The sequence below is a fragment of the Pseudomonas sp. RAC1 genome, assembly GCF_030658255.1.
In the GTDB taxonomy this organism is placed as follows: Bacteria; Pseudomonadota; Gammaproteobacteria; order Pseudomonadales; family Pseudomonadaceae; genus Aquipseudomonas; species Aquipseudomonas boreofloridensis.
On record NZ_JAUTXS020000007.1, the window covers coordinates 39,325 to 64,066 of the forward strand.

Annotated in this window: 18 protein-coding genes; 11 read left to right on the forward strand and 7 right to left on the reverse strand. The window is 66.2% G+C overall.

What is annotated here, in order from left to right:
• Positions 1–939: a Flp pilus assembly protein CpaB gene (gene cpaB / locus Q7C30_RS00875; RefSeq protein ID WP_317870304.1), complete on the reverse strand. Its 939-nt coding sequence runs from the start codon at positions 937–939 to the stop codon at positions 1–3.
• A gap of 285 nt (positions 940–1,224) precedes the next feature.
• Here cpaB and Q7C30_RS00880 point away from each other — a divergent pair, with 285 nt between their 5' ends.
• Together Q7C30_RS00880 and Q7C30_RS00885 are read left to right on the forward strand one after the other, a co-directional pair.
• Positions 1,225–1,401 (forward strand): Flp family type IVb pilin, encoded by a 177-nt coding sequence (locus Q7C30_RS00880; protein ID WP_317870305.1) that lies wholly within the window; start codon positions 1,225–1,227, stop codon positions 1,399–1,401.
• A 48-nt stretch (positions 1,402–1,449) separates the two neighbouring features.
• On the forward strand, positions 1,450–1,860 hold the full coding sequence (locus tag Q7C30_RS00885) for a response regulator (protein ID WP_029613639.1): 411 nt from the start codon (positions 1,450–1,452) through the stop codon (positions 1,858–1,860).
• An 18-nt stretch (positions 1,861–1,878) separates the two neighbouring features.
• Here the strand turns inward: Q7C30_RS00885 and pbpC are convergent, their stop codons facing one another.
• A complete protein-coding gene (gene pbpC, locus Q7C30_RS00890; RefSeq protein WP_317870307.1) occupies positions 1,879–4,239 on the reverse strand; it encodes a peptidoglycan glycosyltransferase PbpC in 2,361 nt (786 codons plus the stop codon).
• Between the two features lie 59 nt (positions 4,240–4,298).
• On the opposite strand from pbpC, the gene Q7C30_RS00895 reads away from it, so the two are divergent.
• Positions 4,299–4,592 carry a hypothetical protein gene (locus tag Q7C30_RS00895; RefSeq protein ID WP_039582982.1) on the forward strand — a complete coding sequence of 98 codons (294 nt, stop codon included), beginning with the start codon at positions 4,299–4,301 and terminating at the stop codon, positions 4,590–4,592.
• A gap of 96 nt (positions 4,593–4,688) precedes the next feature.
• Here Q7C30_RS00895 and Q7C30_RS00900 read toward each other — a convergent pair whose 3' ends face one another.
• Positions 4,689–9,590 (reverse strand): alpha-2-macroglobulin, encoded by a 4,902-nt coding sequence (locus Q7C30_RS00900; RefSeq protein ID WP_317870308.1) that lies wholly within the window; start codon positions 9,588–9,590, stop codon positions 4,689–4,691.
• 180 nt (positions 9,591–9,770) lie between these two features.
• On the opposite strand from Q7C30_RS00900, the gene Q7C30_RS00905 reads away from it, so the two are divergent.
• Positions 9,771–11,108, forward strand: a complete 1,338-nt coding sequence (locus Q7C30_RS00905) for an MATE family efflux transporter (RefSeq protein WP_317870310.1) — start codon at positions 9,771–9,773, stop codon at positions 11,106–11,108.
• Positions 11,109–11,204: 96 nt separating this feature from the next.
• On the forward strand, positions 11,205–11,654 hold the full coding sequence (locus Q7C30_RS00910) for a hypothetical protein (RefSeq protein WP_295481613.1): 450 nt from the start codon (positions 11,205–11,207) through the stop codon (positions 11,652–11,654).
• A 39-nt stretch (positions 11,655–11,693) separates the two neighbouring features.
• Here the strand turns inward: Q7C30_RS00910 and speA are convergent, their stop codons facing one another.
• The 4 genes from speA to Q7C30_RS00930 all read right to left on the reverse strand — a co-directional run bounded on the left by speA (position 11,694) and on the right by Q7C30_RS00930 (position 15,968).
• Positions 11,694–13,607 carry an arginine decarboxylase gene (gene speA, locus Q7C30_RS00915; protein ID WP_029614350.1) on the reverse strand — a complete coding sequence of 638 codons (1,914 nt, stop codon included), beginning with the start codon at positions 13,605–13,607 and terminating at the stop codon, positions 11,694–11,696.
• 154 nt (positions 13,608–13,761) lie between these two features.
• On the reverse strand, positions 13,762–14,133 hold the full coding sequence (locus Q7C30_RS00920; RefSeq protein WP_029614351.1) for a translation initiation factor Sui1: 372 nt from the start codon (positions 14,131–14,133) through the stop codon (positions 13,762–13,764).
• A gap of 237 nt (positions 14,134–14,370) precedes the next feature.
• Positions 14,371–14,904 carry an NUDIX hydrolase gene (locus tag Q7C30_RS00925; RefSeq protein WP_317870313.1) on the reverse strand — a complete coding sequence of 178 codons (534 nt, stop codon included), beginning with the start codon at positions 14,902–14,904 and terminating at the stop codon, positions 14,371–14,373.
• On the reverse strand, positions 14,901–15,968 hold the full coding sequence (locus Q7C30_RS00930; RefSeq protein ID WP_039582974.1) for a DUF2333 family protein: 1,068 nt from the start codon (positions 15,966–15,968) through the stop codon (positions 14,901–14,903). The genes Q7C30_RS00925 and Q7C30_RS00930 overlap by 4 nt, the downstream gene beginning before the upstream one ends.
• Before the next feature lie 250 nt (positions 15,969–16,218).
• Between Q7C30_RS00930 and Q7C30_RS00935 the strand changes: the two genes are divergently transcribed.
• The 6 genes from Q7C30_RS00935 (at position 16,219) to accC (ending at position 24,401) form a co-directional block, all read left to right on the forward strand.
• Entirely contained in the window at positions 16,219–17,835 is a 1,617-nt protein-coding gene (locus Q7C30_RS00935) for a PleD family two-component system response regulator (protein WP_317870314.1), read from the forward strand.
• Positions 17,836–17,994: 159 nt separating this feature from the next.
• Positions 17,995–19,956 carry a methyl-accepting chemotaxis protein gene (locus tag Q7C30_RS00940; protein WP_317870315.1) on the forward strand — a complete coding sequence of 654 codons (1,962 nt, stop codon included), beginning with the start codon at positions 17,995–17,997 and terminating at the stop codon, positions 19,954–19,956.
• Positions 19,957–20,059: 103 nt separating this feature from the next.
• Positions 20,060–21,823 (forward strand): protein-disulfide reductase DsbD, encoded by a 1,764-nt coding sequence (locus Q7C30_RS00945; RefSeq protein WP_317870316.1) that lies wholly within the window; start codon positions 20,060–20,062, stop codon positions 21,821–21,823.
• Positions 21,824–22,000: 177 nt separating this feature from the next.
• A complete protein-coding gene (aroQ, locus tag Q7C30_RS00950) occupies positions 22,001–22,456 on the forward strand; it encodes a type II 3-dehydroquinate dehydratase (RefSeq protein ID WP_029614230.1) in 456 nt (151 codons plus the stop codon).
• 107 nt (positions 22,457–22,563) lie between these two features.
• A complete protein-coding gene (gene accB, locus Q7C30_RS00955; RefSeq protein ID WP_317870319.1) occupies positions 22,564–23,028 on the forward strand; it encodes an acetyl-CoA carboxylase biotin carboxyl carrier protein in 465 nt (154 codons plus the stop codon).
• A gap of 17 nt (positions 23,029–23,045) precedes the next feature.
• The gene (gene accC / locus Q7C30_RS00960) at positions 23,046–24,401 is read left to right on the forward strand and encodes an acetyl-CoA carboxylase biotin carboxylase subunit (protein WP_029614228.1); all 1,356 of its coding nucleotides are present in this window, start codon (positions 23,046–23,048) and stop codon (positions 24,399–24,401) included.
• The last annotated feature ends 341 nt before the right edge of the window (positions 24,402–24,742 follow it).

Consider the following 24,742-nt stretch of genomic DNA (forward strand, 5'->3'; position numbering starts at 1 on the left):
TCATGGCGTCTGGTTGGCGTGGGCGGTCTTCGCCCCGCGAATGATCTGCATGCCCTGGGCCACGGCGCGCGCCGTCGTGGCCGGCGCGGGGGCACGGGACAACTGGTCGAAACGCAGGGGCTCGGCGGACGGTGCGGGGGGCGCTGGCGCGACATCGGCCCAGTAGTGCGCCAGGCGCTGTTCGTCGGCACTGCGCACGGCCAGACGCAACGTGCCGACCTGGGCGGCAAGCATCAGTCGGCTAGCCTGGGCCTCGGGCACGGCCAGGGTCACGGTGCGCGTGCTGGCCGCACGTGGCGCTTGCTGTTCCCGTCGGGCCTGTTGCTGCTCGGCGCTCTGCGCGGGCTGACCGTCGTTGGCCAGGCCCACCTGCTCGTTGACGCTGAGCACGCGCAGTGCCGACAACACCACCTGCGCCGACGCTTGCGGGTTGCGGTTTTCCTCACGCAGGTACAACAGCACGTCCACGTAGTCGCCCGGGTCCAGTTGCCCAGCCGCGCCCACCACCTCGTCCACGCCGAGGGTCACCGCACGTTCGTGGCTGCGGATCATCCGCGCCAAGGGTCCACCGCGCTGAAAGCTCGACTCGGCCAACCAACTGCCAGCGGCCAGGGGCCGGTCGCTGCTGCGCCCGAGCACCTGGTCGAAACGTTCGAAGGCACCGGCGGGCACCACTTGAAGATGCTCAAGCAGCACGTCGTCTTCGCTCAGGGGCGTATTGGCAGGCAGTGCTCTGCGCAGCACCACGATCGGCGATCCGGTGGGTTCGGCGGCCGGGGCGGACAGCGCCGAGACGATTTCAGCGGCTGGCGCTGGGGGTGTGATTTCGACCGGTTCGGGCAGCTCGGCGGGACGACTGAGCATCAGGCCCCAGTATCCGGCCAGCAAGGCTGCGAGCAAAAACGCCAGAGCAAGGAACAGGGTCGTGCGACTGCTCATATCCGCCTCCGTGCGAGTTGACCCGTGCTAGCAAAAAGGAACTATTTCGCTATTGCACGGTAGCGCAGCGCCCATCAATCGCCATGAGCGGCGGTCGGATTTTTTTTCGACTCACATTCATCTGCTTGCAAAACAGGCAGTTAACTCACCCGAATGCGATGCGCACTTTAGTGCTAATACCTTCTTACATTTGCAGGCTGCGTCAGCTTGGCAATCCTGTGATGGCAAATGGACGTTATTCCGCCACGTCCTGACAGCAGCGCCGTGGGCGCAGGGAGCGATGCCATGCAATTGCCGCAGATCCTTCTACACTTGAAAAACTTCATCCGCCGCGAGGACGGTGCGTCGGGTATCGAATATGCGCTGATCGCCGCGATGGTCGCGGTGGTGCTGGTGCCGTTCGTACCGACCATCTCGACCAAGATCACAGCCCTGTTCACCTCCATCTCAGGAGCCCTGTGAGCGTGATCGACGCCTTGCGACCTTCTCTACGGCAACCAGGAGTCCATCATGCCGAACGCTTCCTCACGCCAGCAGATTCTCTTGGTGGACGACGAGGAAGACGCCTTGCTGGAGCTGGCTGAGCTGCTGGAAAACGAGGGTTTCACCTGTCACACCGCAACCTCGGTGAAAGTCGCGTTGCAGCAGCTCACCCGCTATCCCGACGTGGGCCTGGTCATCACTGACCTGCGCATGCCCGAAGAGAGCGGCATCGCCTTGATCCAGCGTCTGCGCGATCACACCGCGCGCCAGCACCTGCCGGTGATCGTCATGTCCGGGCATGCCGACCTCAACGACGTCAGCGACCTGCTGCGTCTGCAAGTGCTCGACCTGTTTCGCAAGCCGATCTACTACGCCCGCTTGCTGGAAACGCTGGACAACCTGTTCCCCAAGGTCTCGGTACAGGCGCTCAGGCGCTGAGCGGCGCCAGGCACGGCTTCACTCGCCCACCTGAAACTCCACCCGCGCCGTCTCGCCGCTCTCGTCCAGGGCACTGAGCTCCATGCGACCGCGCTGCTCCAGGTGCAGGGCCAGGCTGTCCTGACCCTCGGTCTCGCCCAGCGGCGTGCCATTGAGGAACCACCAGCGCCGCCCTGCTCCACCCAAGGCCGACACTTGCACCTGCAAGGGCTCGTGGCTGGTCAACGGTCGGCGCAAGTGATCGCCGCCGCGTACGCCAACGATCGACAACGGTGGCGCGCTGGGCGGTACTTGCGGCGGGCAGTTGGGGTCGATCGCCGGCAGTCGCGCGCTGCGCCGCTCCACACGCGGCAACCAAGGCTCCAGCGGCGCCGGCCACAGGGCGATGTCCTGCGCCTGCGCGCCTGTACAACGGGCGTCGACGCGCAGGCCGCGCTCATTGACCCAGACCGTTTCGCGCAGGCCCAGGCCCAACGGCTGGTCGGCCGCCTGCAAGGTCGGCGGCGTGGTGCCGTCGAGGGTCCAGGCGAAGCGCTGGCGGCGGCACTGCGGATCCTGGCGCTTCATCGGCTGCCCCAGCGGCCAGCAGATCGCGGCCACCCCGACACTGGCGGGCACGTTCTCCACCGGCATCGCGATACCGCGCTGGCGGTCGCGGTTGCTCAGCAGGTCGTGCACCTGCAGCATCAACGGCGCCGCCGACGCCAGGCCGAACTGGCCCGGCACCGGCGTGCCATCGGGACGGCCGATCCACACACCGATCAGGTAGCGCGGGCCGACGCCAATCGACCAGGCGTCGCGAAAGCCATAGCTGGTGCCAGTCTTCCAGGCCAGTTGCGGGCGCTGCACCAGTTCGGCATGCGGATCGCGGTCCGGGCGCGCCTGACCGCTGAGGATGCGCCGCACGATCCAGGCCGCGCCTGGCGACAGCAGCGGCCGTTCCAACAGCGGGTCCTGCGGTTGCAGGCGGATCCGTGCACTGCGGCCCTGCCGGGCCAGCGCGGCGTAGCCACCGACCAAGTCCTCCAGGCGACTGCCCGCACCGCCGAGAATCAGTGACAGGTTCGGCTCGGCCAAGGGCGGCAGCACCAACGGCACGCCGCCAATGCGCAGCTTCGCGGCGAAGCGCTTGGGCCCATAAACCTCGAGCAACTGCACGGCCGGCAGGTTGAGCGACAGCGCCAGCGCCGAGCTGGCCGACACCGGCCCGCTGAAGCCCATGGAGAAGTTGCCGGGTCGATAGTCGCCGTAGCGTCGCGGCACGTCTTGCAACAGCGACTCGGAGTGGATCAGGCCGTCGTCCATGGCCAGGCCATAGAGGAAGGGCTTGAGGGTGGAGCCGGGTGAGCGCAAGGCGTGGACCATGTCGACGTGACCGAAGCGCCGCTCGTCGCTCAGGTCGATGGAGCCGAGGTAGGCGCGCACCGCCATGGTCTGCGCCTCGACCACCAGTATCGCCGCCGAGGTGCGCTCGGGCAGACGCGCGCGCCAGCCCAGCAGCAGGTCTTCGAGGCGGCGTTGCAAGGTGGCGTCGAGGGTGGTGCGGATCAGCGGCGGGCTGTCTGGCGTGTTCAGCCGCCGCGCCAGCAACGGCGCCAGGGCCGGTTCCTGACGCGGCGCCAGCAGCAGCGGTTCCTCACGCGCCTCGGCGATGCGCTGCGCAGGCCACACCTGATAGTCGGCCAGGCGTTGCAGCACTTTGTCGCGGGCTTGCTGGGCACGCGCGGGATGGCGGTCCGGGCGCAGCCGGCTGGGCGCTTGCGGCAGCACTGCCAAGAGCGCGGCTTCGGCGGGCGTCAGGTGTTTGGGCGATTTGCCCAGGTAGGCCCAACTGGCGGCAGCGACGCCTTGCAAGGTGCCACCGAACGGCGCCCGATCCAGGTAGATCTGCAGGATCTCGCGCTTGGACAGGTGCCACTCCAACTGCGCCGTGCGCCAGAGCTGGCGCAGCTTGCCGGGCAACGTGCGGTCGTGCGGATCGAGCAGGCGAGCCACCTGCATCGACAGGGTGCTCCCCCCGGACACCACACGCCCGCCGCGCAGGTTCAGCCAGGCGGCGCGGGCCAGGGCCAGCGGGTTGACCCCCGGATGGTCGTAGAACCAACGGTCCTCGTAGGTCAGCAGCGCCTCCAGGTACAGCGGCGAGACCTCCTCGGGGCTGACCGGGTAACGCCACACACCGTCGCTGTCGGCGAAGCGCCACAGCGGCGTGCCGTCCTCGGCGAGCACCACCCGCGCCAGGTCGTCGCCCGGCATGGGCAGCGGCCACAGACGGTCGGCCAGCCACAGCAGGGCGGCCATCAGCAGGCTGGCGATCAGCATCACGCGCAGCACCTTGCCCGCGCGAGTGTGCCCGCGCACTATGCGTGCGCCTGGCATCGGGAACCGACGCGCTCGGGCGATGGCCAAAGGCTGGGAACGATCATCAGGAAGCAGCTATGCATGTAGAAGGGTTTTTCGAGTGGCTGGGCCAGGCGCTGGGCGCGGTGATCAAATTCATCGTCGACCTCATGAGTGGCCTGTTCAACCTGCTGGCCAATGCCGGCGGCAATTTCATCGACGGTCTCTCGCGCACCTTGGGGATGGACACTTCGCTGGTCAGCATCCTGGCCCTGGTGGTCGGGCTGATGCTGCTGTATTCGGCGATCCGTGCATTCCTGCGGGCGTCGATCGTGATGGGCATCATTTGGCTGGTGCTGGGGCTGTGGGTGTTGAGCTGGATCATTCATTGAGAGGGCATGCCATTCATCCGCGAGGGCATCGGCAATGCCGATGTTCGCGGATGAACCACAGCGCCTACAGCGCGGCCTGACGATACTGCGCAGGTCTCAACGACCGCGCACCACCATCTCGCCCTGGCTCTCACCCACCGCCTGCAGGTTAGGCCGGTACATCGACTCCACCTGCGGTGGCGGGATGCGGTAGCTGCCCGGCGTCACCGCCCGCGCCAGATACAGCAGGTGAGTGGTGCCGTAGCCGTCGAGCTTGAGCGCCGCGACATAGCGATCGTCGCGGTACTCCTGATGCACCACGCTGGCGTTCTGCATCGACTCGCGCCATTCCTTCACCGCGCTGCTGGCGTTGTCCAGGCTGGCGGCGCTCTGCGCCAGGTTCTGGTTTTCCAGCTCCAGGCCCGCCGGCAGCAGGTCCACCACCAGCGCATCCGGCACCGACTCCTGGGCCTTGAGCGCCAGGTGCACCAGCACCAGGTCGCCACTGCGCAGGTTACGCAGGTCGACATTCTGGCCGTTCATACCCAGGTACTCGCGGCGGATCTGCAGACCGTTGCTGCTGGGTGCAGGCGCTTGACGCGGATAACCGGACAGCGTCAGTTGCTGGTACAGCGTGTCGCTGCTCTGGTTCTGCACGGTCAGCGGCGAGGCCAGCAACGGGCCGTCGAGCAGCATGCCCGAATCGGCGTTGTCGAACTCGCGCACTTCTCCGGCGCTGTCCAGGCGCGCTTGCCACTTGCCTTCCGGCTTGCCCAACAGCCCGCGACCGGCGAGGAACAGCGCGTTGCGCTCCTGGGTCGACAACCAGCGGTTGGCGGCCAGCTCGTCGGACAGCGCGAACAGGCGCTGGTCGACCTGATCGGTCGCCAGGTTGTTCTCTTGCAACAAGGCGAGGATCAACGCCTGGTCGCGTACGGCGCTGCCGTAGTCGGCCAGCCAGCCCTTGCCGCGACCGATGGCCAGGCCCGCCTGCAAGGCTTGCTGGGCACGCGGTTTGTCGCCCATCTTGTCCAGCGCCACCGCCAGTTGCACCAGTGGCAGACCGGAGCGGGCATCGCTGCGGCGCTCGAACAGGCTGCGCAGCGCACCCAAGGGTGCCTGCTGGCTGCGCGCCAGGACCAGGCCGGCGTAGGCCTGCACGGCGAAGCGGGTGTGCTCGGCGTTCTGGCTGTAATCGACTTCGATCAGGTTGCGTTCCTGCAAGTAACGCAGCAGACGCTCATTGGCCTTCTTCAACGCCTCGGCGGGTACGCCGTAGCCCTGCTCGCGGGCGCGCAAGAGGAAGTCGGTGACGTACGCCGTCAGCCAGTACTCCTCCTCGCTGTCCGAACTCCACAGACCGAAGCTGCCGTTGTAGCGCTGCATGCCGAGCAGGTGCTCGATGCCCATCTCGATCTTGCGCTTGCGCACATCGGCCGGCTCGCCCTTGATGCCCAGGCGCTTGAGGCTGTCGGCATCGGCGTAGAGCGAGGGGTACAAGCCGCTGGTGGTCTGCTCCAGGCAGCCATAGGGATAGGCTTCGAGGGCACGGATCTGCTCGGCGAGGTTCAGCGGCGGACGGCTGGACAGCGCCAGGGTCGCCTCCAGGCCCGACGACTCGAACTGGGCCAGGTCGTTGTCCGGCAGGGTCCAGGGCTGGTCCTTCAAGGCCACGCGGTAGTGCTTGAGCATCGCCGGATAGGCCGGACGCACGCCCACGGTCCATTCGCGCTCGAAGCCCTGGGCGTTTTCGCCCGGCAACTGCAGACCGTTGACGCGCACCTGCACCTTGCCCTGGCCCAGGCCGCCACGGGCCTGCACCGGGATCATCAGCGTGGTGCGCTGGCCTTCGGCAAGGCTCAGGCTCTGTTGCGCAGGGCCGGTGAGGTCGAGCTGGCCGTCGGTGCTGACCTGCACGTCGAGCTGCTGGGCACGTCCGGACAGGTTGGCCAGGTCCAGCGCCAGGCGGGTCTGGTCGCCGCCGGCCAGGAAGCGCGGCGCCGACAGCTCGGCGATCAGCGGCGCGGCCACCACCGTCTTGCCCTCGGCCATGCCGAAGTGCTCGTCGGTCCAGGCCTGCGCCATCAGGCGCAGCTCGCCGTTGAAGTCGGGGATGTCGACCGTGGCCAGACCTTCGCCCTTGTCGTCCAGGGTCACCGGCAGGCTCTGTTGGGCGACGATGGTGACCGTGGTATTCGGGCGCTTGCCGCCCTTGGCCAGGGCGGCGTCACCGCCGAACGCCAGGCTGGCCAGACGGCCCTGACCGGCTTCGATCAACTGGCCATAGATGTCCAGTTGGTCAGCGCCGTAGGCCTTGCGGCCGAACAGGCTGGCGAAGGGGTCGGGGGTCTTGAAGTCGGTGATGTTGAGAATGCCCACGTCCACCGCAGAGAGCAGTACATGCACCTGCTTGGGCACGCTGTCATCGGCGTTGACGGCTTTGATCTTCACGCTCAGCGGCTGCTTGGGACGCATCTTCTCCGGCGCCTGCAAGCTGACCGCCAGCTTGCGCTCGGCGCGGTCGAGCGGCAGGTGCAGCACGCCGACGGCGCGCTTGGGCGTGGCGTTGGCCTTGCGCTCGCCAGGGCGGATGACCAGGGCGCTGACGTACAGGTCGTGGCGTGCCCACTTTTTGTCCAGCTCGACCTCGAAGGTCTTGCCCTCGGCCGGCACGTCGATTTCCTGCCACCACAGTGGTCCGTCGCTGGATTCGATCATCAGGTAGCCGCTGCCCGCGGCCGGCGGCGTGACGGTGATCTTGGCCGTGGCGCCGTCGGCATAGGACGGCTTGTCCAGCGCCAGCTTGACCTGGTCGGGACGTACCGCGCCGCCTTCGGCGTTGTCCTGGGCGCGGTAGCCGGCCCAGAAGCGCTCGCTGGATACCAGGCCGGTCTGCGGGTCTTCGACTTCGACGCGGTACGGGCCCCACTCGACCGGGAAGGTCAGCTTGGCGGTGGAACCGGCCTTGACGCTGACGGTTTCCTCGCTCTGGGTGAGGAATTTCTCGTTGTAGTTGTAGCTCCAGCCGTCGTCCTGGGAGTAGTTCCAGTAATAGTCGCGGCGCTCGCGGATCAGCCGCACCTTGAGGTCGTCGGCGGCCAGTTTCTTGCCGTCGCGGTCGGCGACCAGCACTTCGAACTGCACCGGGGCGTCACTGTCGGTTTCCTCGCCGTCGAACAGACCGCGCAGGCCCGGCAGGCGCTCGGCCGGCCAGATCGGCTGCTCCAGACGGCGGGTGATCGGGCGACCACCGGACTCCTGCAAGCTGGCCTGTACGGTCAATTGCAGCGGCGAACGGGCCTCGGCCCAGCGGCTTTCGATGGTCAGCGTGGCCTTGCCGGCCTGGTCGAGGGTGACTTCGTCCAGTTCCAGGTCCTGGGTCAGTTCGTCTTCGGTCACCGAACCGAACTGATAGCCGGGCAGCGCCGGCACGGCCTCGCGCAGCGGGCGCAGGTAGGCCTGGCCGCTGAGGCGGTTGCCGGCAGCCGGCGCGCCGTAGAGGTAGCGGCCGTTGACCTGGATGCGGGCGGTCTCTTCAGGGCTCAGCGGTGTCTTGCTGCCCTTGAGCTCCAGCGCCAGGCGCTCGGGGAGGAAGTCCTCGACGAGGAACTCATAGACCTGCTGGCGTCCGCCGCCAAGGTCCAGCAACAGTTGCCAGCGGCCGGTCGGCGCCTCGGTCGCCAACTGCAGTTGGTACTGGAACAGACCGTTCGAGTCGGCCTCCCAGACGAACTTGCGGCTGACCTGTTCGTCGGGACGGCGCACTTCGACCGTGATCGGCTGGGCCTTGACCGGCTTGCCGTCCTGATCGCGCAGCAGGCCATTGAGCAGCACGGTTTCACCCGGACGGTAAAGGTCGCGCGGGCCGAAGATGAAGAATTGCAGGGGGTTGGCCTGCGGGCCGGTGATGTCGAACTCGGCCAGGTCCAGCGCGGCGGTGGTCAGGCGCAGCAACGTGGTGTGCACGCCCTGGGTGGCGATCAGGGTGTCGGCCTTGGCGGTGATCGGCAACTGCGCGTGGCCCTTGCCGTCGGTCTTGGCCTGGGCCAGCAGCTTGCCTTTCTCGTCGTGCAACTCCAGCGTTACGTCGCCCAGCGCCTTGCCCCCTTCCAGCGCCTGGGTGAAGACGTCCAGGCGATCACGGTAGCGGTGCGCGGACAGGCCGATGTCGCTGAGGGTGAACAGCGTGGCGGGCTGCGAATAGTCGTAGGTGCCCGAGGCACGCATCACCGCCAGGTACACGCCCGGCTCTTGCAGCGGCTTGATGCCGGCGATGGGCAGCAGCACGGTTTCGCGGGTGTTGCGCGCGGGATTGAGGTCGAAGCGGCCGCTGTAGACCAACTCGGCCATCTGCAGGGTTTCCTTGGACTGGTAGGCATACAGGCTGCTGTTGCGGCCCCAGTTGGCGAGGAAGCTGGAGAGTTGCTCGGGCTTGACGCGGAAGAACTCGACATCGACCTTGTCGACGTTCAGCGCGATCACCGGCAGGCCTTCGGCCAGGCGCGTGGGCAACAGCGAGCCACGGCTGGCGAAGCCGACGGTGGGCTGCATGTCGCGGGTTTCCAGGCGGCTGACCGACTCGCTGGCCAGCGCCTTGCCGTTGACCGCCAGCAGGCCTTTATCCACCGTCAGCACCAGCTTGCGTTGCGGGTCCAGGTGGCGCAGGCGCAGCTCCATCTGGTTGTCGGAGAGTTCCCAGGCGCCGTCGAGCTTGCCCTTGACGGTGTCGACCAGGTGCACCTTGGCGGCGAAGTCCTGGTTGGCATCCAACGGCACCGAGAAGCTGATCGACAAGGCGCTGGCGCCGTCGACCTGGACTTCGGAGACATCCAGCACCGCCAGTTCGCGATCAGCGTAGCGCTTGGCCAGCACTGCCGGGTCCTCACGCTTGGCTGCGCGGGGTTCGGCCGGAGCGGTCGCTGCCGGCTTCTCGGCTGGCACCGGGGTGTCCTTGGAAGAGGAATCACAGGCACTGAGCAAGGCCAGCGCGCACGCCAGCAACAATCCTTTGTTGAACATGGAAAGGGAACTCTTCGGCAGCGGGGTGATGAGGGCAGCAACTATAGCGCAACGTCGAGGCGTTGACCTCTCGACAAGTGGCAAGTGAGACCGCGGTCGCACGATTGGGTTGCCGGGCCGCTACAATGCGCCGGCCATACACCCAGGCGCCGCCAAGGCCCCACAGATCCGGGAATCCCCATGTCGCAGTTGTCCACCGCCTGGCAGCACCGCCCGACCCACCGCAAGGTCTGGGCCCTGGCCGCGCCGATGATCCTGTCGAACGTTTCGGTGCCGCTGGTGGCGCTGGTCGACAGCACGGTCGTCGGCCACCTGCCCCACGCCCACCAGTTGGGCGCGGTCGCCGTCGGCGCCACGCTGTTCACCTTCATGGTCGGCCTGATGGGCTTTCTGCGCATGGGCTCGACCGGCTTCGCCGCCCAGGCCGCCGGGCGCGCCGACGGTGCCGCGTTGCGCCAAGTGCTGGCGCAGGGGTTACTGCTGGCGTTGGCGCTGGCGTTGGTGGTCGGCCTGCTCGCCCTGCCCTTCAGCCAGTTGGCGCTGCACGCGATGCAGCCCAGCCAAGCGCTGGGCAGCGCCACCGAGACGTTCTTCCATACGCGCCTGCTCGGCCTGCCGGCGGCGCTGGCCAGCTACGCCCTGGTCGGCTGGTTCCTCGGCACCCAGAACGCGCGGGCGCCGCTGGCGATCCTGTTGACCACCAACGTGCTGAACATCGCCTTGAACCTGTGGTTCGTGCTCGGCCTGGACTGGGGCGTGCTGGGCTCGGCGCGGGCCTCGGTGATCGCCGAATGGAGCGCCGCCCTGCTCGGCCTGGCGCTGACCCGGCCCGCGCTGCGCGCGCATCCCGGACGGATCGTCTGGTCGGCGCTCACCCGCTGGCAAGCGTGGCGACCGCTGCTGTCGGTCAATCGCGATATCTTCCTGCGCAGCCTGGCGCTGCAACTGGTATTCCTGCTGATCGCCGTGCAGGGCGCGCGCCTGGGCGAGGCGACGGTGGCCGCCAATGCCCTGCTGCTCAATGGTCTGCTCCTGACCGCCTATGCCCTCGACGGCCTGGCGCATGCCGTGGAAGCCCTGTGCGGCCACGCCATAGGCGCGCGCGAGCGCGACACCTTGCGCCGCTCGTTGGTGGTAGCCTGCGGCTGGTCGCTGATCGTCAGCCTGCTGTTCGCCGCGGCGTTCCTGCTGGGCGGGCACCTGTTCATCGACCTGCAGACCAACATCGCCAGCGTGCGCGCAGCCGCTTACCCGTACCTGCCGTACCTGGCCCTGTTGCCGCTGGTGGCGGTGTGGAGTTACCTGCTCGACGGCCTGTTCATCGGCGCCACACGTGCCCGCGAGATGCGCAATGCGATGCTGGTATCGGTGGCGATCGCCCTGCCCGAGGCATTCGCCCTGCGCGGGCTCGGCAACCACGGGTTGTGGTTGGCGTTTCTCGGGTTCATGGGGTTGCGCGCGGTGACATTGGGGTGGGTGGGGTGGAGGTTGCGCAGCCAGGATCGCTGGATGCAGTAAGTGCTGCGTTCTGCACATGTGGAAAAACAACAGATTTGCGCCTCATGAGCAGAACTCCGGACACTACGCGACCTTGGATAAGGAGAGGTATCGAGTATGCCCGCTCGCAAGGCCACTAAACGCTGGCTCACCCCAGTTCTTGCAGCACTCGCCGTGGGCCAATTCGGCTGGTCTGCGATCAATTGGACCCCGGCGCCCAGCCTGGACGACATTGTTCGAACCACCGCTATCGGCGACCACAGTTCAGTTTATGAGGTGGTCAGCAACTCGGGCGGCGCGACCGTGGCTAAGACGTACCTGTATTACCTTATGAAGACGGAAACAGATCCAACCAAAGCCCTCACGCAATTACGTACTCAGCATCCCTTCCTGGTGACCAAGCAATCGGGGGCGATTACCGAAGTGGATGGCTGGGTAGTCAAAGCGAAAACCTACGATACCGTCTATCGATTCGCGAGCGTTGCGCTCTTGGAGGACGGGGATGCGCCACAGATCGTGGACATCGAGCTCGATGCTCGAAAAGAAAGGCTCCGTGCGTCGCACTGATGCCGGGGGCTGCACCGCAGCCCCACCTCACCTAGGCAATCAGGACGACAGATAAGACGAGCGAGTCAGCCCCAGACGCAAGGCGTCGAGGAACTGGGTGCGCTCACGTGCGCTGATCTTGGCGCTGGCCACCTTGTCGCGGTAATGGGTCATCAACTCCTCCGGCGACAGGTGCACGTAGCGCAGCATGTCTTCGATGGTGTCGTGGGTCTCGATACCGGCGTGGTACACACTGCCGTCGGCGTTCTGGTAGATGTTCACCGAATCGGTGTCGCCGAACAGGTTGTGCATGTCACCGAGGATCTCCTGGTAAGCGCCGACCAGGAACACGCCCAGCAGATAGTCTTCGCCTTCCTTGACCGCGTGCACCGGCATGCTGGTCTCGATGCTCTGCTCGTCGACGTACTGGTTGATCTTGCCGTCGGAGTCGCAGGTCAGGTCCTGCAGCACCGCACGGCGCATCGGCTCTTCGTCCAGGCGGTGCAGCGGAATGATCGGCAGGACCTGGCCGATGGCCCAGGTGTCGGGCAGGCTCTGGAACACCGAGAAGTTGCAGATGTACTTGTCGGCCAGCTTGTCGTTGAGCTCGTCCAGCACCTGGCGGTGCGAACGCTGGCGCGCCTTGAGCGAGTTGTGCAGGCGCCGGCACACGGCGAAGTAGCACTGCTCGGCGAGGGCTTTCTCGGCCAGGGTGAGCTTGCCGTCGGCGTACTGCGCCGCCACGTCGCCCATGTAGTGCGTGGCGCGCCAGTAGGTTTCGGTGACCATCTCGATGTCGGTCGGACCGAGCAGGTCCACCAGCCACTGCACGGTCTCGGGCAGCGCGGCCTTGTTCTCGATGGTCGGCACTTCGTCGTTGTGGCTTTCCACGTCGGTGACCTGGATCACCAGCATGGCGTGGTGTGCAGTCAGCGAGCGGCCGCTCTCGGAGAAGATGTGCGGATGCGGCAGGCCCTGCGCGTCGCAGAACTCCTTGAGCATGCCCACCACCACGCCGGCGTAGTCGTCCATGTCGTAGTTGATCGAGCTGGCGTTGCGCGAGTGGGTGCCGTCATAGTCGACGCCCAGGCCGCCGCCCACGTCGATGTGATCGACCGGCAAGCCCAACCCACGCAGTTCGCCGTAGTAACGAATCGCTTCCTTGAAGCCGTGCTGGTAGTCGGCCAGGTTGGCGATCTGCGAGCCCATGTGGAAGTGCAGCAGGCGAATGCCCTGATCCAGCCCCGCCTCGCGGAAGCGCGCCACCACCGACAGCAACTGCGCCGCCGACAGCCCGAACTTGGATTTTTCCCCGCCGGTGTCGGCCCACTTGCTCGACGCCAGCGACGACAGGCGTACGCGCAGCCCCACCTGCGGCTTGACCTTGAGCTCGGCGGCTTCCTCGATCACCAGGGCGACCTCGGACTCCTTCTCGATGACGATGAACACGTTGTGGCCCAGCTTCTGGCCCATCAGCGCCAGTCGGATGAACTCGCGGTCCTTGTAGCCGTTGCAGACGATGGTGCCGCCCTTGGGCGCCAGCGCCAGCACCGCCAGCAGCTCAGGCTTGGAGCCGGCTTCGAGGCCGATGGAGACGTTCTGGGTGGCGATGATGTTCTCCACCACCGCTTCCTGCTGGTTGACCTTGATCGGGTACAGCGCGGTGTACTGGCTCTGGTATTCCAGGCGCGCGATGTTGGCGTCGAAGGCACCGGTCAATTGGCGCACGCGGTCCTGCAGGATGTCCGGGAAACGCACCAGCAGCGGCAGCGACAGGCCACTCTGACGCAGCTCCTCGACCTGTTCGAAGAGGTCGATCGGCGAGCTGTCCGGGCCGTTGGGGCGCACTTCGACGCGCCCGGCATCATTGATGGCGAAATAGCCAGCACCCCAGTGGCGGATCCCGTAAACACTGCGGCTGTCGGCCACGGTCCATTGGCTGCCATCGTCTTTGCGTGTGCGTCGTACGGACATTCAAGTCCCCTGTCGATAAGTTCTGGACACTGCCCCGCCTGGGAGGCGCGCGCAGTATGAAAGCTGAAGATGACGATTCGTCCGTCTGCGGCGGTAGACCCTGAGCGCAGGAACGAGTTTAGAAAGCCACGGGCGAAAAATCCTCGTCGCGGGGTCAGCCGCCGGACTTCTTCGCCTTGAAACCCTGCTTGAGCAATTCGCCGAGCAGCAGTTCGACATGATCGCCCTGGATCTCGATGACGCCGTCTTTCAGGGCGCCACCGGTGCCGCAGCGACGCTTGAGGGTGCTGGCCAGTTCCTTGAGCTGATCGAGCGGCAGCGGCACGCCGCTGATGGTGGTGACGGTCTTGCCGCCACGCCCTTTGCTTTCGCGGCGCACGCGGGCGATGCCATCGCCTTCGGGCACGGCCTGCTGCTTGCAGACACAGGCATCCACCGGCTGGCTGCAGTCGGGGCAATGCCGACCGGCGTCGGTGGAAAACACGAGACCGCCGAGGGCGGAAAAGGAAGAAGCTTTCTTGGCCACTTTTGTTCCTCTTGCTGAGGACAAAAACTGGTCGGCTCGCAGCATCGCTGGACCGACCGCGAAGCCCCACTCTGGCAGGGGCGGCGCTACTGTCGCAGATGCGGCGACAGCCCGAAAAGGGCGCGCAGTGTAACGGTAAATCGATGGCTTGCTAAGTAGCGGATTGCGGCATTTTCCACGCGTTATGCGACGCGCTGTTCAGGGGGCGGACGCCCCGCGCTGCCGATACCAGCGCTGTCACGAACTGGCCTTGAACCGCTGCAACGCCACCAGCGAATCCGGGCAGTAATCCTTCACTCGGCTTTCGGCCTCGGCCTGGGCCACGCTGATGAAGCGCGCCTCCATCACCTCTTCAGGCTGCAAGCGCAACGGCGCATCGGACACGGCCGAGTACACCGCGCACCACAGCCGGTTGCCCGGCTGGTCGAAGTAGAACTTCTCATGGAAGCGCAACGGCACATCCGCGATGCCCAATTCCTCACCAAGCTCTCGCGCTGCCGAGGCGTCGTAGCTTTCGCCCGCCCCCACCATGCCGCCGGCCGCCACATCCCAGAAGCCGGGATACAGCGCTTTGCTCAAGGTGCGCCGGTGCACGCACAGCTCGCCTCGGCTATTGAACAGCAGGATGAAGGTGCAGCGACCGATCAGCCCGCGCTCGCGCAACTCGGCCCGGGGCAGCGCGCCCAGGCAGCGATCCTGGGCATCGACCCAGGCCACCGACTCGGCGTCCGAAGCCGCACGGTGCGCGGCTTCGTCAGGGCTCAGAATCATCCTTGCGAGAGCAACTGGCGCAGGTCGATCACGGCGGCGTTGGCCCGGGAGATGTAGTTGGCCATCACCAGCGAGTGGTTGGCCCACATGCCGAAGCCGCTGCCGTTGAGCACCATCGGGCTCCACAGCGGTTCCTGCGACGCTTCCAGCTCGCGGATGATCTGCCGCACGCTGACCGTCGCGTTCTTCTTCGCCAGTACGTCGGCGAAGTCCACTTCGATGGCGCGCAGCAGGTGCGACAGGGCCCAGGCCTGGCCACGGGCTTCGTAGAACACGTTGTCGATCTGCAGCCATGGCGTCTCGACGATTTCCTCGTCGACCTGCGGCGCCTGGCCGGCCTGCACGGTTTCGGTCTTCAGGTTGCTGTTGAGCTTGACCCGGCCGACGCTGGCCGACAGACGCTGGGACAGCGAACCCAGGCGCGTGGCCACGTCGCCCAGCCAGTTGTTGAGGTTGTCGGCACGGGTGTAGAAGATCGCGCCCTTGTCGCCAGCGGCCAGGCGCGCCTGGTAGCGGCTGAGCGACTTGATGCCTTCCTCGAACTCCGATTCGCTGGACGGCAGGATCCAGCTCTTGTAGTCGAAGTTGAAGCGCGGTTCGGCCTTGGCCAGGTCGGCGTCTTCGGTGGATTGCGATTGCGAACGGGCGAAGTCCTTGCGCAGCGCGCGCGACAGGTCACGTACCTGGACCAGCACGCCGTATTCCCAACTCGGCATGTTGTCCATCCACAGGCCTGGCGGGAAGCGGTCGTTGGCGATGTAGCCACCGGGCTTGTCGAGCAGCGTGGCCGCGACGGTCTTCAGGGTCTCGGTGGTGGTGTAGCCGATCACCATCTGCTGGCCGTTGCGCTGGGCAGCGGCCTGGGCATTCTGCTGCACCGGGAACAGGGCCGGTTCCTGGCTCCAGTACCAGCCAAGACCGATGCACACCACCAGGTACACACCGATCAGGATAAGCAGGGCGCGGCTCCAGAGGCCGCCGAAGTAGCTACGGGTGGCGGCGCCACGGCCGTCGGCGCGCTCGCGCCGCTCGGCCTTGGCCTCGCGGTTTTTCCAGTCCAGCATGGCGTTGTCCTTAATCAAACATGAGGGTTCAGGGGCTTGGACCACAGGCCCGTGCCAGGGTGCCACGGCAAGCCTGCACCTGGGCACTATAAAGCAGACGCCGCCATGCGCATAAGCGACCCACGAGTCGCAAACTGAATGGACGGGCGTGAACGCTTTGTTGATCCGCGGCACTCACGGGTCGGACGAGAGCTGCTAGCATAGAGCCATCATTGAACCTGCATACCTCTCTCCAACAAGCAGACAGGACATGACCGGACACGCCGAGCCCAGCCACGAGCGCTTGCGTCAACACTTCGCCCAGCGGGTCATCCACCAGGCTCGACAGATGCTGGAGACCTGGCAACGCCTGCAGCGCGGCGAATGGTCGAGTGCCGGACTGGGCGAACTGAGCGATGCCAACCTGCGCCTGCAGCGCTACGCCGAGCGCTTCGAGCAGGCCGAACACATCGGCCTGGCGCAGGCCATCGGTCAGACCCTGGAGGCTATCGAAGCCAACAGCGCGCGCCTCAACTCGCAACTGATCGGTGAGCTCAACCGCCTGATGCAGCGCCTCTCGCGCACAGGCCTGCGCCAGGGCGACCAGCTCGACAGCGTGCACTTGCCGGCCGTGCGCAAGCCCGTGCATATCCTGCTGCAGGACGCCGAGCGCGCCGAGCGCCTGGCCCAGCAACTGGCGTTCTTCGGCCTGAGCGCACAAGCCCTGGACAGCGGCGAGGCCTTGCGCGCGGCGCTGAGCGAGCACCTGCCGGCGGCGATCGTCATGGACGTGGATTTCGCCGGTCCCGGCGCCGGCCTGCGCCTGGCGGCCGACGCCCAGCACGGTCTGCAAACGCCCATCCCACTGCTGTTCTTCAGCCTGCACGAAGCCGACACCCCCACGCGCCTGGCAGCGGTGCGGGCTGGCGGCCAGGAGTTCCTCACCGGCACCCTGGAAGCGTCGAGCCTGCTGGAGAAAGTCGAACTGCTCACCAGCGCCACCCAGTACGAGCCGTTCCGCGTGCTGGTCATCGACGACTCGCGGGCCCAGGCGCTGAACACCGAACGCCTGCTCAACGGCGCCGGCATCATCACCCGCACCCTCACCGAGCCGATGCGCGCCATGGCCGAACTGGCGGACTTTCAGCCCGACCTGATCATCCTGGATATGTACATGCCCGACTGTACCGGCGTGGAGCTGGCCAAGGTGATCCGCCACAACGACCGCTACGTCAGCGTGCCGATCATCTACCTGTCGGCCGAAGACGACCTGGACAAGCAGCTCGAGGCCATGAGCGAGGGCGGCGACGACTTTCTCACCAAGCCGATCCGCGCCCGCCACCTGATCACCACCGTGCGCAACCGCGCCGCCCGCGCCCGCCACCTCAAGGCGCGCATGGTCCGTGACAGCCTGACCGGGCTGTACAACCACACCCACATCCTGCAACTGCTCGAAGACTGCAGCTTCCGCGCCCGCCGCGAGCAACGGCCGCTGAGCTTCGCCATGCTCGACATCGACCACTTCAAGAAGATCAACGATCGCCATGGCCATCCCATGGGTGACCGCGTGATCAAGAGCCTGGCGTTGTTTCTCAAGCAGCGCCTGCGCAAGACCGATTTCATCGGCCGCTACGGCGGCGAGGAATTCGCCATCGTCATGCCTGACACCGGGCTGGATGCCGCGCACAAGGTGCTCGACCAGATCCGCCAGCGCTTCGCCGAAATCCACTACCCCGCCCAGCCTCAGGACCTGCAATGCACCTTCAGTGCCGGTGTGGTGCAGCTCGACGAGGCGCTCGATGCCCTGAGCATGGCCAGTGCTGCGGACGAGGCGCTGTACCGGGCCAAGCATGCCGGGCGCAATTGCGTGATGCGGGTCGAGCCATAAGCGCCCACGGCGTTTCCTGCACAGCCATCAGCCACGATGCCAGCCATACCAGCAATGTGCCACTTTTTTAGGGCGCCAAGCCTCCGGCGTCATCACGGCGTCACAAAATCGCAATAACTTCAGCCACCTACCTCACCATTGCCCAGGAAGTTAGCGGCTATGCGCCTGAAGTGGCTGACCAATTTCAACACCCTTTTGCTGGTGGCCGTGTGCTTTGCCCTGGGCGCGACCCTGTGGTGGTCGCAGCGCGCACTGGAGCGCCCCTACCAACTGATGGAGCGCTACCTGAGCCTGTCTCAGCAGTTCCAGAACCAGGCCGCCGACAATATCCAGGCCTACCTGGCCAGTGGCGACGCCCTGCGCCATGCCGCCGCCACGGAGGCCACCCGGCACCTGCACGAGACGCTGGCCCAGTGGCCGGAGGATCTGGCCGCGCAACTGCGGCCCAGCCTCGACGGCCTGCAGGCATTCACCGCCAACGAACTGCTGGCCGCTGGCAAACTGGCCGGCGACCCGCAAGCGCTGCTGCTGCAAGCCGAGCGCGAACTCGGGGCCAACTTTGAACAACTGGCCGGCTACGCCCGTGACAGCGGCAGCGCCGAGGCGCCGCGCTACCTGACGCCCCTGCTGGACGCCTCGCTGCACCTGGGCCGCCTGGCGCTGGCCCGCGACAAACTGGTCAGCAGCGGTCGCGCCGAGCTGGCCGACGAGGTGGAACGCGAGCTGCAGCAGATCCGCGCCCAGGCCAAGCTCATCGACGCCCTGCCGCTGCTGGGGGTGACCCGCGCCGCCGAGTCCGGCGCCGACGACTTCGCCGCGATGATGGGCCTGCAAAGCCAGGCCAACGAACGCCAGGAAGATGTCGCCGTCGGCCTCAAGCGCGAACTGCAAAGCCTGCTCGGCCGTTACCCCGCCGAGCTGCAGCGCACCCGCGAACAGATCGAGCGCCGCGCCGCGCTGGCCGCCAGTACCCGCGAACGTATCGATGCCGTGCAGCAGGCCATCGCCGCACTGGAGCCGCAGGTGCGTGGCCAGCACGCGAAGATCGCCGCCGAAGTGCGGCTCACCCAGGGCGTGATGATCGGCCTGATCCTGCTGATCGCACTGCTCATCGACACCCTGCAACGGCGCCTCACCCGCACCCTCACCAGCCTGGCACCGGCTCTGTCGCGCTGGGCCGAAGGCGACTTCGGCCAGCCCGTGGAACTGGGCCGTACCAACCTCGAACTGCACGAGATCCAGGCCTCGCTGAACCGTCTGCGCCAGTACCTGGTGACGCTGGTGGGCACCTTGCGCGACAACGCCGAACAGGTCGCCGGCAGCAGCCACGCCCTGGCCGGCATGAGCACGGCGCTGCACGACGGCGCCGAACGCCAGGCCGGCGACACCGCGCAGATCCGCGACGCCCTGGGCGAACTGGAAGCGACCATCCAGCAGGTGGCCGGCGACGCCAGCGCGGCCGCCGACGCCAGCCGTGACGCCGGTCGCGCCGTGGAGCACGGCCAGGCGGTGATCGGCGATAGTCTGTCGGGGCTGCGTGCGCTGGTCGACGAGGTGCAGGGCAATGCTCAGCTGATCGAGCAACTGGCGGCGGAGTCGGCGACCATTGGCGGCGTGCTGACGGTGATCCGCGCCATCGCCGAGCAGACCAACCTGCTGGCGCTCAATGCCGCCATCGAGGCGGCCCGTGCCGGGGAGATGGGTCGCGGCTTCGCCGTGGTGGCCGACGAGGTGCGCTCGCTGGCCCAGCGCACCACCGGCGCCACCGGCGAAATCCAGGTGCTGATCGACCGCCTGCAACAGGCCGCGCGCGAATCGGTCAGCGGCATGCGCACCCAGCTCGAACATGCCGAGTCCACCGCCAGCCAGGCGCAGATGGCCGACGGTGCGCTGGACGAGATCGTCAGCGCCATTCGCACCATCGCCGACACGGCGGTGCGCATCGCCGATGTGACCGCCCAGCAGAGCGGCGCGGTGAGCGAGATCCGTGACCACAGCGAGCGTATCCATGCACTGGGCGAAGACAACCTGCAGCGTATCGGCGAAGGTCGCCAGCAGAGCGAGCAACTGCTGCAGCTCGGCGGCGAACTGAACCAGGCGGTCGGCGCGTTTCGCGTGTAAGCGCCCTGGGGTGCGGCGGTTCGCCGCCGCACCCAGCCCGATCGCCCCCAGCCGCTGCCAACTCCGCTATCATGCCGGCCACGTTCCACCTCGCGAGTCCGCCATGCGCCGCTTGTTTTTCCTGCTGTTCCTGCTGCTGGCCGGCCCCAGCTTCGCCTCGGGCCTGCTCGACAACCGTCCCAGCGCCACCCTGGGCGCCGCCTCGCTGTCCAACAGCGCCGACTTCCTGCCGGTCCACGAAGCCTTCAAGCTGGAACTGCTCCAGGCCGATGCGCAGTCGATCAAATTGCGCTTCGTCGCCACCGAGGGCTACTACCTCTACCGCCACCGCTTCCAGGTGCGCAGCGAGCCAGGCGACATCGCCCTGGGCAGCCCACGCATTCCCCAGGGGGAAGCCAAGCACGACGAGTTCTTCGGCGACGTCGAGGTGTACCACGGCATCGTCGACATCGAAGTGCCGCGCACCGACCCACGCGCCTTCACCTTGCTGGTGGGTTATCAAGGCTGCGCCGACAGAGGCCTGTGCTATCCCCCGGAAACCGCGCGCCTGAGCATTCCGGGAGAGGGCGCTGCGAACGCCGCCAGTGCCACCGAACGGCTCGATTGGCAGGCGCTGCTACTGTTCTTCCTCGCCGGCCTCGGCCTGACCTTCACCCCCTGCGTGCTGCCGATGCTGCCGATTCTGTCCGGCGTGGTGCTGCGCGGCCAGGTGGGCGGTTGGCGCGGCTTGAGCCTGTCGCTGGCCTACGTGCTGCCGATGGCCGCCAGCTTCGCCGGACTCGGCGCGTTGATGGGGCTGTTCGGCGCCAGCCTGAACCTGCAAGCGCGTCTGCAATCGGCCTGGGTGCTGGTGCCCTTTGCGTTGTTTTTCGCGGTGTTCGCCCTGGCCATGTTCGGTCTGTTCGAACTCAAGTTGCCGCACGCCCTGAGCCAGCGCCTGGACCGGGTGGCACGCGGCACGCGCGGCGGATCACTGCTGGGCGCTGCGGTGCTCGGGGTGCTCTCCAGCCTGCTGGTCTCGCCCTGCGTGTCGGCGCCGTTGGCGGGCGCCCTGCTGTACATCAGCGCCAGCGGCGATGCCGTCGGCGGCGCCCTGAAACTGTTTGCCCTGGGCCTGGGCATGGGCGCACCGCTGCTGCTGGTGGCGACCGGCGGCGCGGCCTGGCTGCCCAGGAGCGGGCCATGGCTGAACAGCGTGAAGAACGTCATCGGCGTGCTGTTGCTGGGCGTGGCCATCGGCCTGCTCAGCCGCGTGCTGCCTGGGCCGCTGACGCTGCTGCTGGTCGGCCTGCTGGCCGCTGGCGTGGCACTGTTTCTCGGCGCGCTGGAGTTCGTGGTCAAGTCGCCGCGCCAGCGCCTGGCGCAGTTGCTCGGCCTGCTGTGCCTGGTCTACGCCTTGACCTGCTGGTACGGCGCATTGGCCGGTCAAGGCGACCCACTGCGGCCGCTGCCGCCGCCCGCGTCGGCCGCCTCGGCGGCGCCTGAACAGCTCGATGCCTGGCAGACCCTCACCACCCCCGCCGCGCTGGACGCGGCCCTGGCCCAGGCCAAAGCGGCCGGCCAGCCGGTGCTGCTGGACTGGTACGCCGACTGGTGCATCAGTTGCAAAGTGATCGAGAAGGACGTGCTCGGCGCCGCCCAGGTCCAGCCGATGCTGTCCGGCTTCAAACGGCTGCGCTTCGATATCACCGCCAGCAGCGCCGAACAGCGCAGCCTGCTCGACCGCTACCGACTGTTCGGCCCACCGGCAATGCTGTTCTTTGCCGCGAACGGCGGCGAAATGACCACTGATCGGGTGATAGGCGAGGTGAATGCCGAGGAATTTGCGACGATTCTGACGCGCGTGCGCGGCAAGCTGGGGCTATAACGTCCCACAGCGGCGTTTTTATCCCACGAAAGTGACCAAACCCAGGCTTGCAGTCACATACTTTGCCCGAACCTCGGTCAACGTGCTGGCTATTGCGGGGAACTGGACACTGCCACCGACTTGCGGCATAGTCGCCGCGCTACGTCGAATTGCCCTACAAAACCAAGGAATACGCAGATGGCCACCCTACTGGTGCTGCACGGCCCTAACCTGAACCTGCTCGGCACCCGCGAGCCAGGCGTCTACGGCGCTGTCACCCTCGCCCAGATCAACCAGGACCTCGAGCAGCGCGCACGCGCCGCCGGCCACCATCTGCAGTACTTGCAGAGCAATGCCGAATACGAGCTGATCGACCGCATCCATGCGGCGCGCCAGGAAGGCGTGGATTTCATCCTGATCAATCCGGCAGCGTTCACCCACACCAGCGTCGCATTACGTGACGCGTTGCTCGCAGTGAGCATCCCATTCATCGAAGTGCACCTCTCCAACGTGCACAAGCGTGAACCGTTCCGTCACCACTCCTACTTCTCCGACGTGGCTGTAGGTGTGATTTGCGGCCTGGGCGCCAGCGGCTACCGCCTGGCCCTGGAGTCGGCCCTGGAACACCTGGCTGCCAACGCACAGCCCCGATGACACGCGGTTCAGGTCGATGAACCTGGCCCTGAAAGCACTACGAAGAAACGTTTTCGACACGTTTTCACATTTTAAGTCCCCGACCGAATCCTGGGAGTTGCTGATTAATGGATATCCGTAAAGTCAAAAAGCTGATCGAACTGCTGGAAGAGTCCGGCATCGACGAACTGGAGATCAAGGAAGGCGAAGAGTCCGTTCGCATCAGCCGTAATAGCAAAACCCCTGCCGGCGCCCAGTACTTCGCCGCGCCAGCGCCGATGGCCGCACCGGTTGCCGCCCCTGCCCCTGCCGCCGCCGCCGCTGCACCGGCCGCCGAAGCCGCAGCGCCTGCCCTCAAAGGCACCGTGGTCCGCTCGCCGATGGTCGGCACCTTCTACCGCAAGCCATCGCCGACCTCGCCGAACTTCGCTGAAGTGGGCCAGTCGGTGAAGAAAGGCGACACCCTGTGCATCGTCGAAGCCATGAAGATGATGAACCACATCGAAGCCGAAATCGGCGGTGTCATCGACGCCATCCTGGTAGAAGACGGCCAGCCGGTTGAGTTCGACCAGCCGCTGTTCACCGTCGTTTGAATCGCGGAGAGCCAACGATGTCTGGGAAGCTCGAAAAAGTCCTGATCGCCAACCGTGGGGAAATTGCCCTGCGGATCCTGCGTGCCTGCAAAGAGCTGGGCATCAAGACCGTCGCGGTGCACTCCACCGCCGACCGTGAACTGATGCACCTGGGCCTGGCAGACGAGTCGGTCTGCATCGGCCCTGCATCGTCCAAGGATTCCTACCTGCATATTCCGGCGATCATCGCGGCCGCCGAAGTCACCGGCGCCACGGCGATCCACCCGGGCTACGGCTTCCTGGCTGAAAACGCTGATTTCGCCGAGCAGGTGGAAAAATCCGGGTTCGCCTTCATCGGCCCCAAAGCCGACACCATTCGCCTGATGGGCGACAAGGTGTCGGCCAAGGACGCCATGATCAAGACCGGCGTGCCTACCGTGCCGGGCTCCGACGGCCCGCTGCCGGAAGACGAAGAGACCGCACTGGCCATCGCCCGTGAAGTCGGCTATCCGGTGATCATCAAGGCCGCTGGCGGCGGCGGTGGTCGCGGCATGCGCGTGGTGCACAAGGAAGAGGACCTGATTGCCTCGGCCAAGCTCACCCGTACCGAAGCCGGTGCGGCCTTTGGCAACCCGATGGTGTACCTGGAGAAGTTCCTGACCAACCCACGCCACGTGGAAGTTCAGGTCCTGTCCGACGGCCAAGGCAACGCGATCCACCTGGGCGACCGTGACTGCTCGCTGCAGCGCCGTCACCAGAAGGTGCTGGAAGAAGCGCCAGCTCCCGGCATCGACGAGAAAGCCCGCCAGGAAGTGTTCAAGCGCTGCGTGGACGCGTGCATCGAGATCGGCTACCGCGGTGCCGGTACTTTCGAGTTCCTGTACGAGAACGGCCGCTTCTACTTCATCGAGATGAACACCCGCGTCCAGGTCGAGCACCCGGTCTCGGAAATGGTCACCGGTGTCGACATCGTCAAGGAGATGCTCAGCATCGCTGCGGGCAACAAGCTGTCGTTCCGCCAGGAAGATATCGTCGTCCACGGCCATTCGCTGGAATGCCGGATCAACGCCGAAGACCCGAAGAAGTTCATCCCGAGCCCAGGCACGGTGAAGCACTTCCACGCACCAGGCGGCAATGGCGTACGTGTCGATTCGCACCTGTACAGCGGCTATTCGGTCCCGCCAAACTACGACTCGCTGATCGGCAAGCTGATCACCTGGGGCAAGGACCGCGACGAGGCCATGGCCCGTATGCGCAATGCCCTGGACGAAATCGTCGTCGATGGCATCAAGACCAATATCCCGCTGCACCGCGACCTGGTGCGCGATGAAGGGTTCTGCAAAGGCGGCGTGAACATCCACTACCTCGAGCACAAACTGGCCAACCAGGAGTGATCGCGTTAGCGTGATGGACCCGAACCCCGGACGCGTTCCGTAATGCTGTTCACTTGAAATCTGTATTGCTGGAATTAGGGCTGCTGCGCAGCCCATCGCGGCGCAAGGCCGCTTGTATGGTGATACTCGAAGGGGTGGTGGGACGAAAAGGCCGAATCTGACTGTCCACAAACAGTACAGACCGTGGGAGACCTCGCCCCACCCCTTCACCAAAGCGCCGATAAAGAATGCATCGTTTGCAAGCGACGATAGAAGCAAGCCAGCGCCTCTTGGTGAACCCCCTCCGAGCCCAAAAACCATACCGTGGGAGTTCAGGTCATGGCAATGCGAGTCGAGAAGTT

What these genes read in the sequence shown, in the direction of transcription:
- aroQ (WP_029614230.1), top strand. Translation starts at nt 22,001, where the DNA reads ATGGCCACCCTACTGGTGCTGCACGGCCCTAACCTGAACCTGCTCGGC.
- Q7C30_RS00945 (WP_317870316.1), top strand. Translation starts at nt 20,060, where the DNA reads ATGCGCCGCTTGTTTTTCCTGCTGTTCCTGCTGCTGGCCGGCCCCAGC.
- Q7C30_RS00940 (WP_317870315.1), top strand. Translation starts at nt 17,995, where the DNA reads ATGCGCCTGAAGTGGCTGACCAATTTCAACACCCTTTTGCTGGTGGCC.
- Q7C30_RS00885 (WP_029613639.1), top strand. Translation starts at nt 1,450, where the DNA reads ATGCCGAACGCTTCCTCACGCCAGCAGATTCTCTTGGTGGACGACGAG.
- accB (WP_317870319.1), top strand. Translation starts at nt 22,564, where the DNA reads ATGGATATCCGTAAAGTCAAAAAGCTGATCGAACTGCTGGAAGAGTCC.
- speA (WP_029614350.1), bottom strand. Translation starts at nt 13,607, where the DNA reads ATGTCCGTACGACGCACACGCAAAGACGATGGCAGCCAATGGACCGTG.
- Q7C30_RS00935 (WP_317870314.1), top strand. Translation starts at nt 16,219, where the DNA reads ATGACCGGACACGCCGAGCCCAGCCACGAGCGCTTGCGTCAACACTTC.
- accC (WP_029614228.1), top strand. Translation starts at nt 23,046, where the DNA reads ATGTCTGGGAAGCTCGAAAAAGTCCTGATCGCCAACCGTGGGGAAATT.
- cpaB (WP_317870304.1), bottom strand. Translation starts at nt 939, where the DNA reads ATGAGCAGTCGCACGACCCTGTTCCTTGCTCTGGCGTTTTTGCTCGCA.
- Q7C30_RS00910 (WP_295481613.1), top strand. Translation starts at nt 11,205, where the DNA reads ATGCCCGCTCGCAAGGCCACTAAACGCTGGCTCACCCCAGTTCTTGCA.
- Q7C30_RS00925 (WP_317870313.1), bottom strand. Translation starts at nt 14,904, where the DNA reads ATGATTCTGAGCCCTGACGAAGCCGCGCACCGTGCGGCTTCGGACGCC.
- Q7C30_RS00895 (WP_039582982.1), top strand. Translation starts at nt 4,299, where the DNA reads ATGCATGTAGAAGGGTTTTTCGAGTGGCTGGGCCAGGCGCTGGGCGCG.
- Q7C30_RS00905 (WP_317870310.1), top strand. Translation starts at nt 9,771, where the DNA reads ATGTCGCAGTTGTCCACCGCCTGGCAGCACCGCCCGACCCACCGCAAG.
- Q7C30_RS00900 (WP_317870308.1), bottom strand. Translation starts at nt 9,590, where the DNA reads ATGTTCAACAAAGGATTGTTGCTGGCGTGCGCGCTGGCCTTGCTCAGT.
- Q7C30_RS00880 (WP_317870305.1), top strand. Translation starts at nt 1,225, where the DNA reads ATGCAATTGCCGCAGATCCTTCTACACTTGAAAAACTTCATCCGCCGC.
- pbpC (WP_317870307.1), bottom strand. Translation starts at nt 4,239, where the DNA reads ATGCCAGGCGCACGCATAGTGCGCGGGCACACTCGCGCGGGCAAGGTG.
- Q7C30_RS00930 (WP_039582974.1), bottom strand. Translation starts at nt 15,968, where the DNA reads ATGCTGGACTGGAAAAACCGCGAGGCCAAGGCCGAGCGGCGCGAGCGC.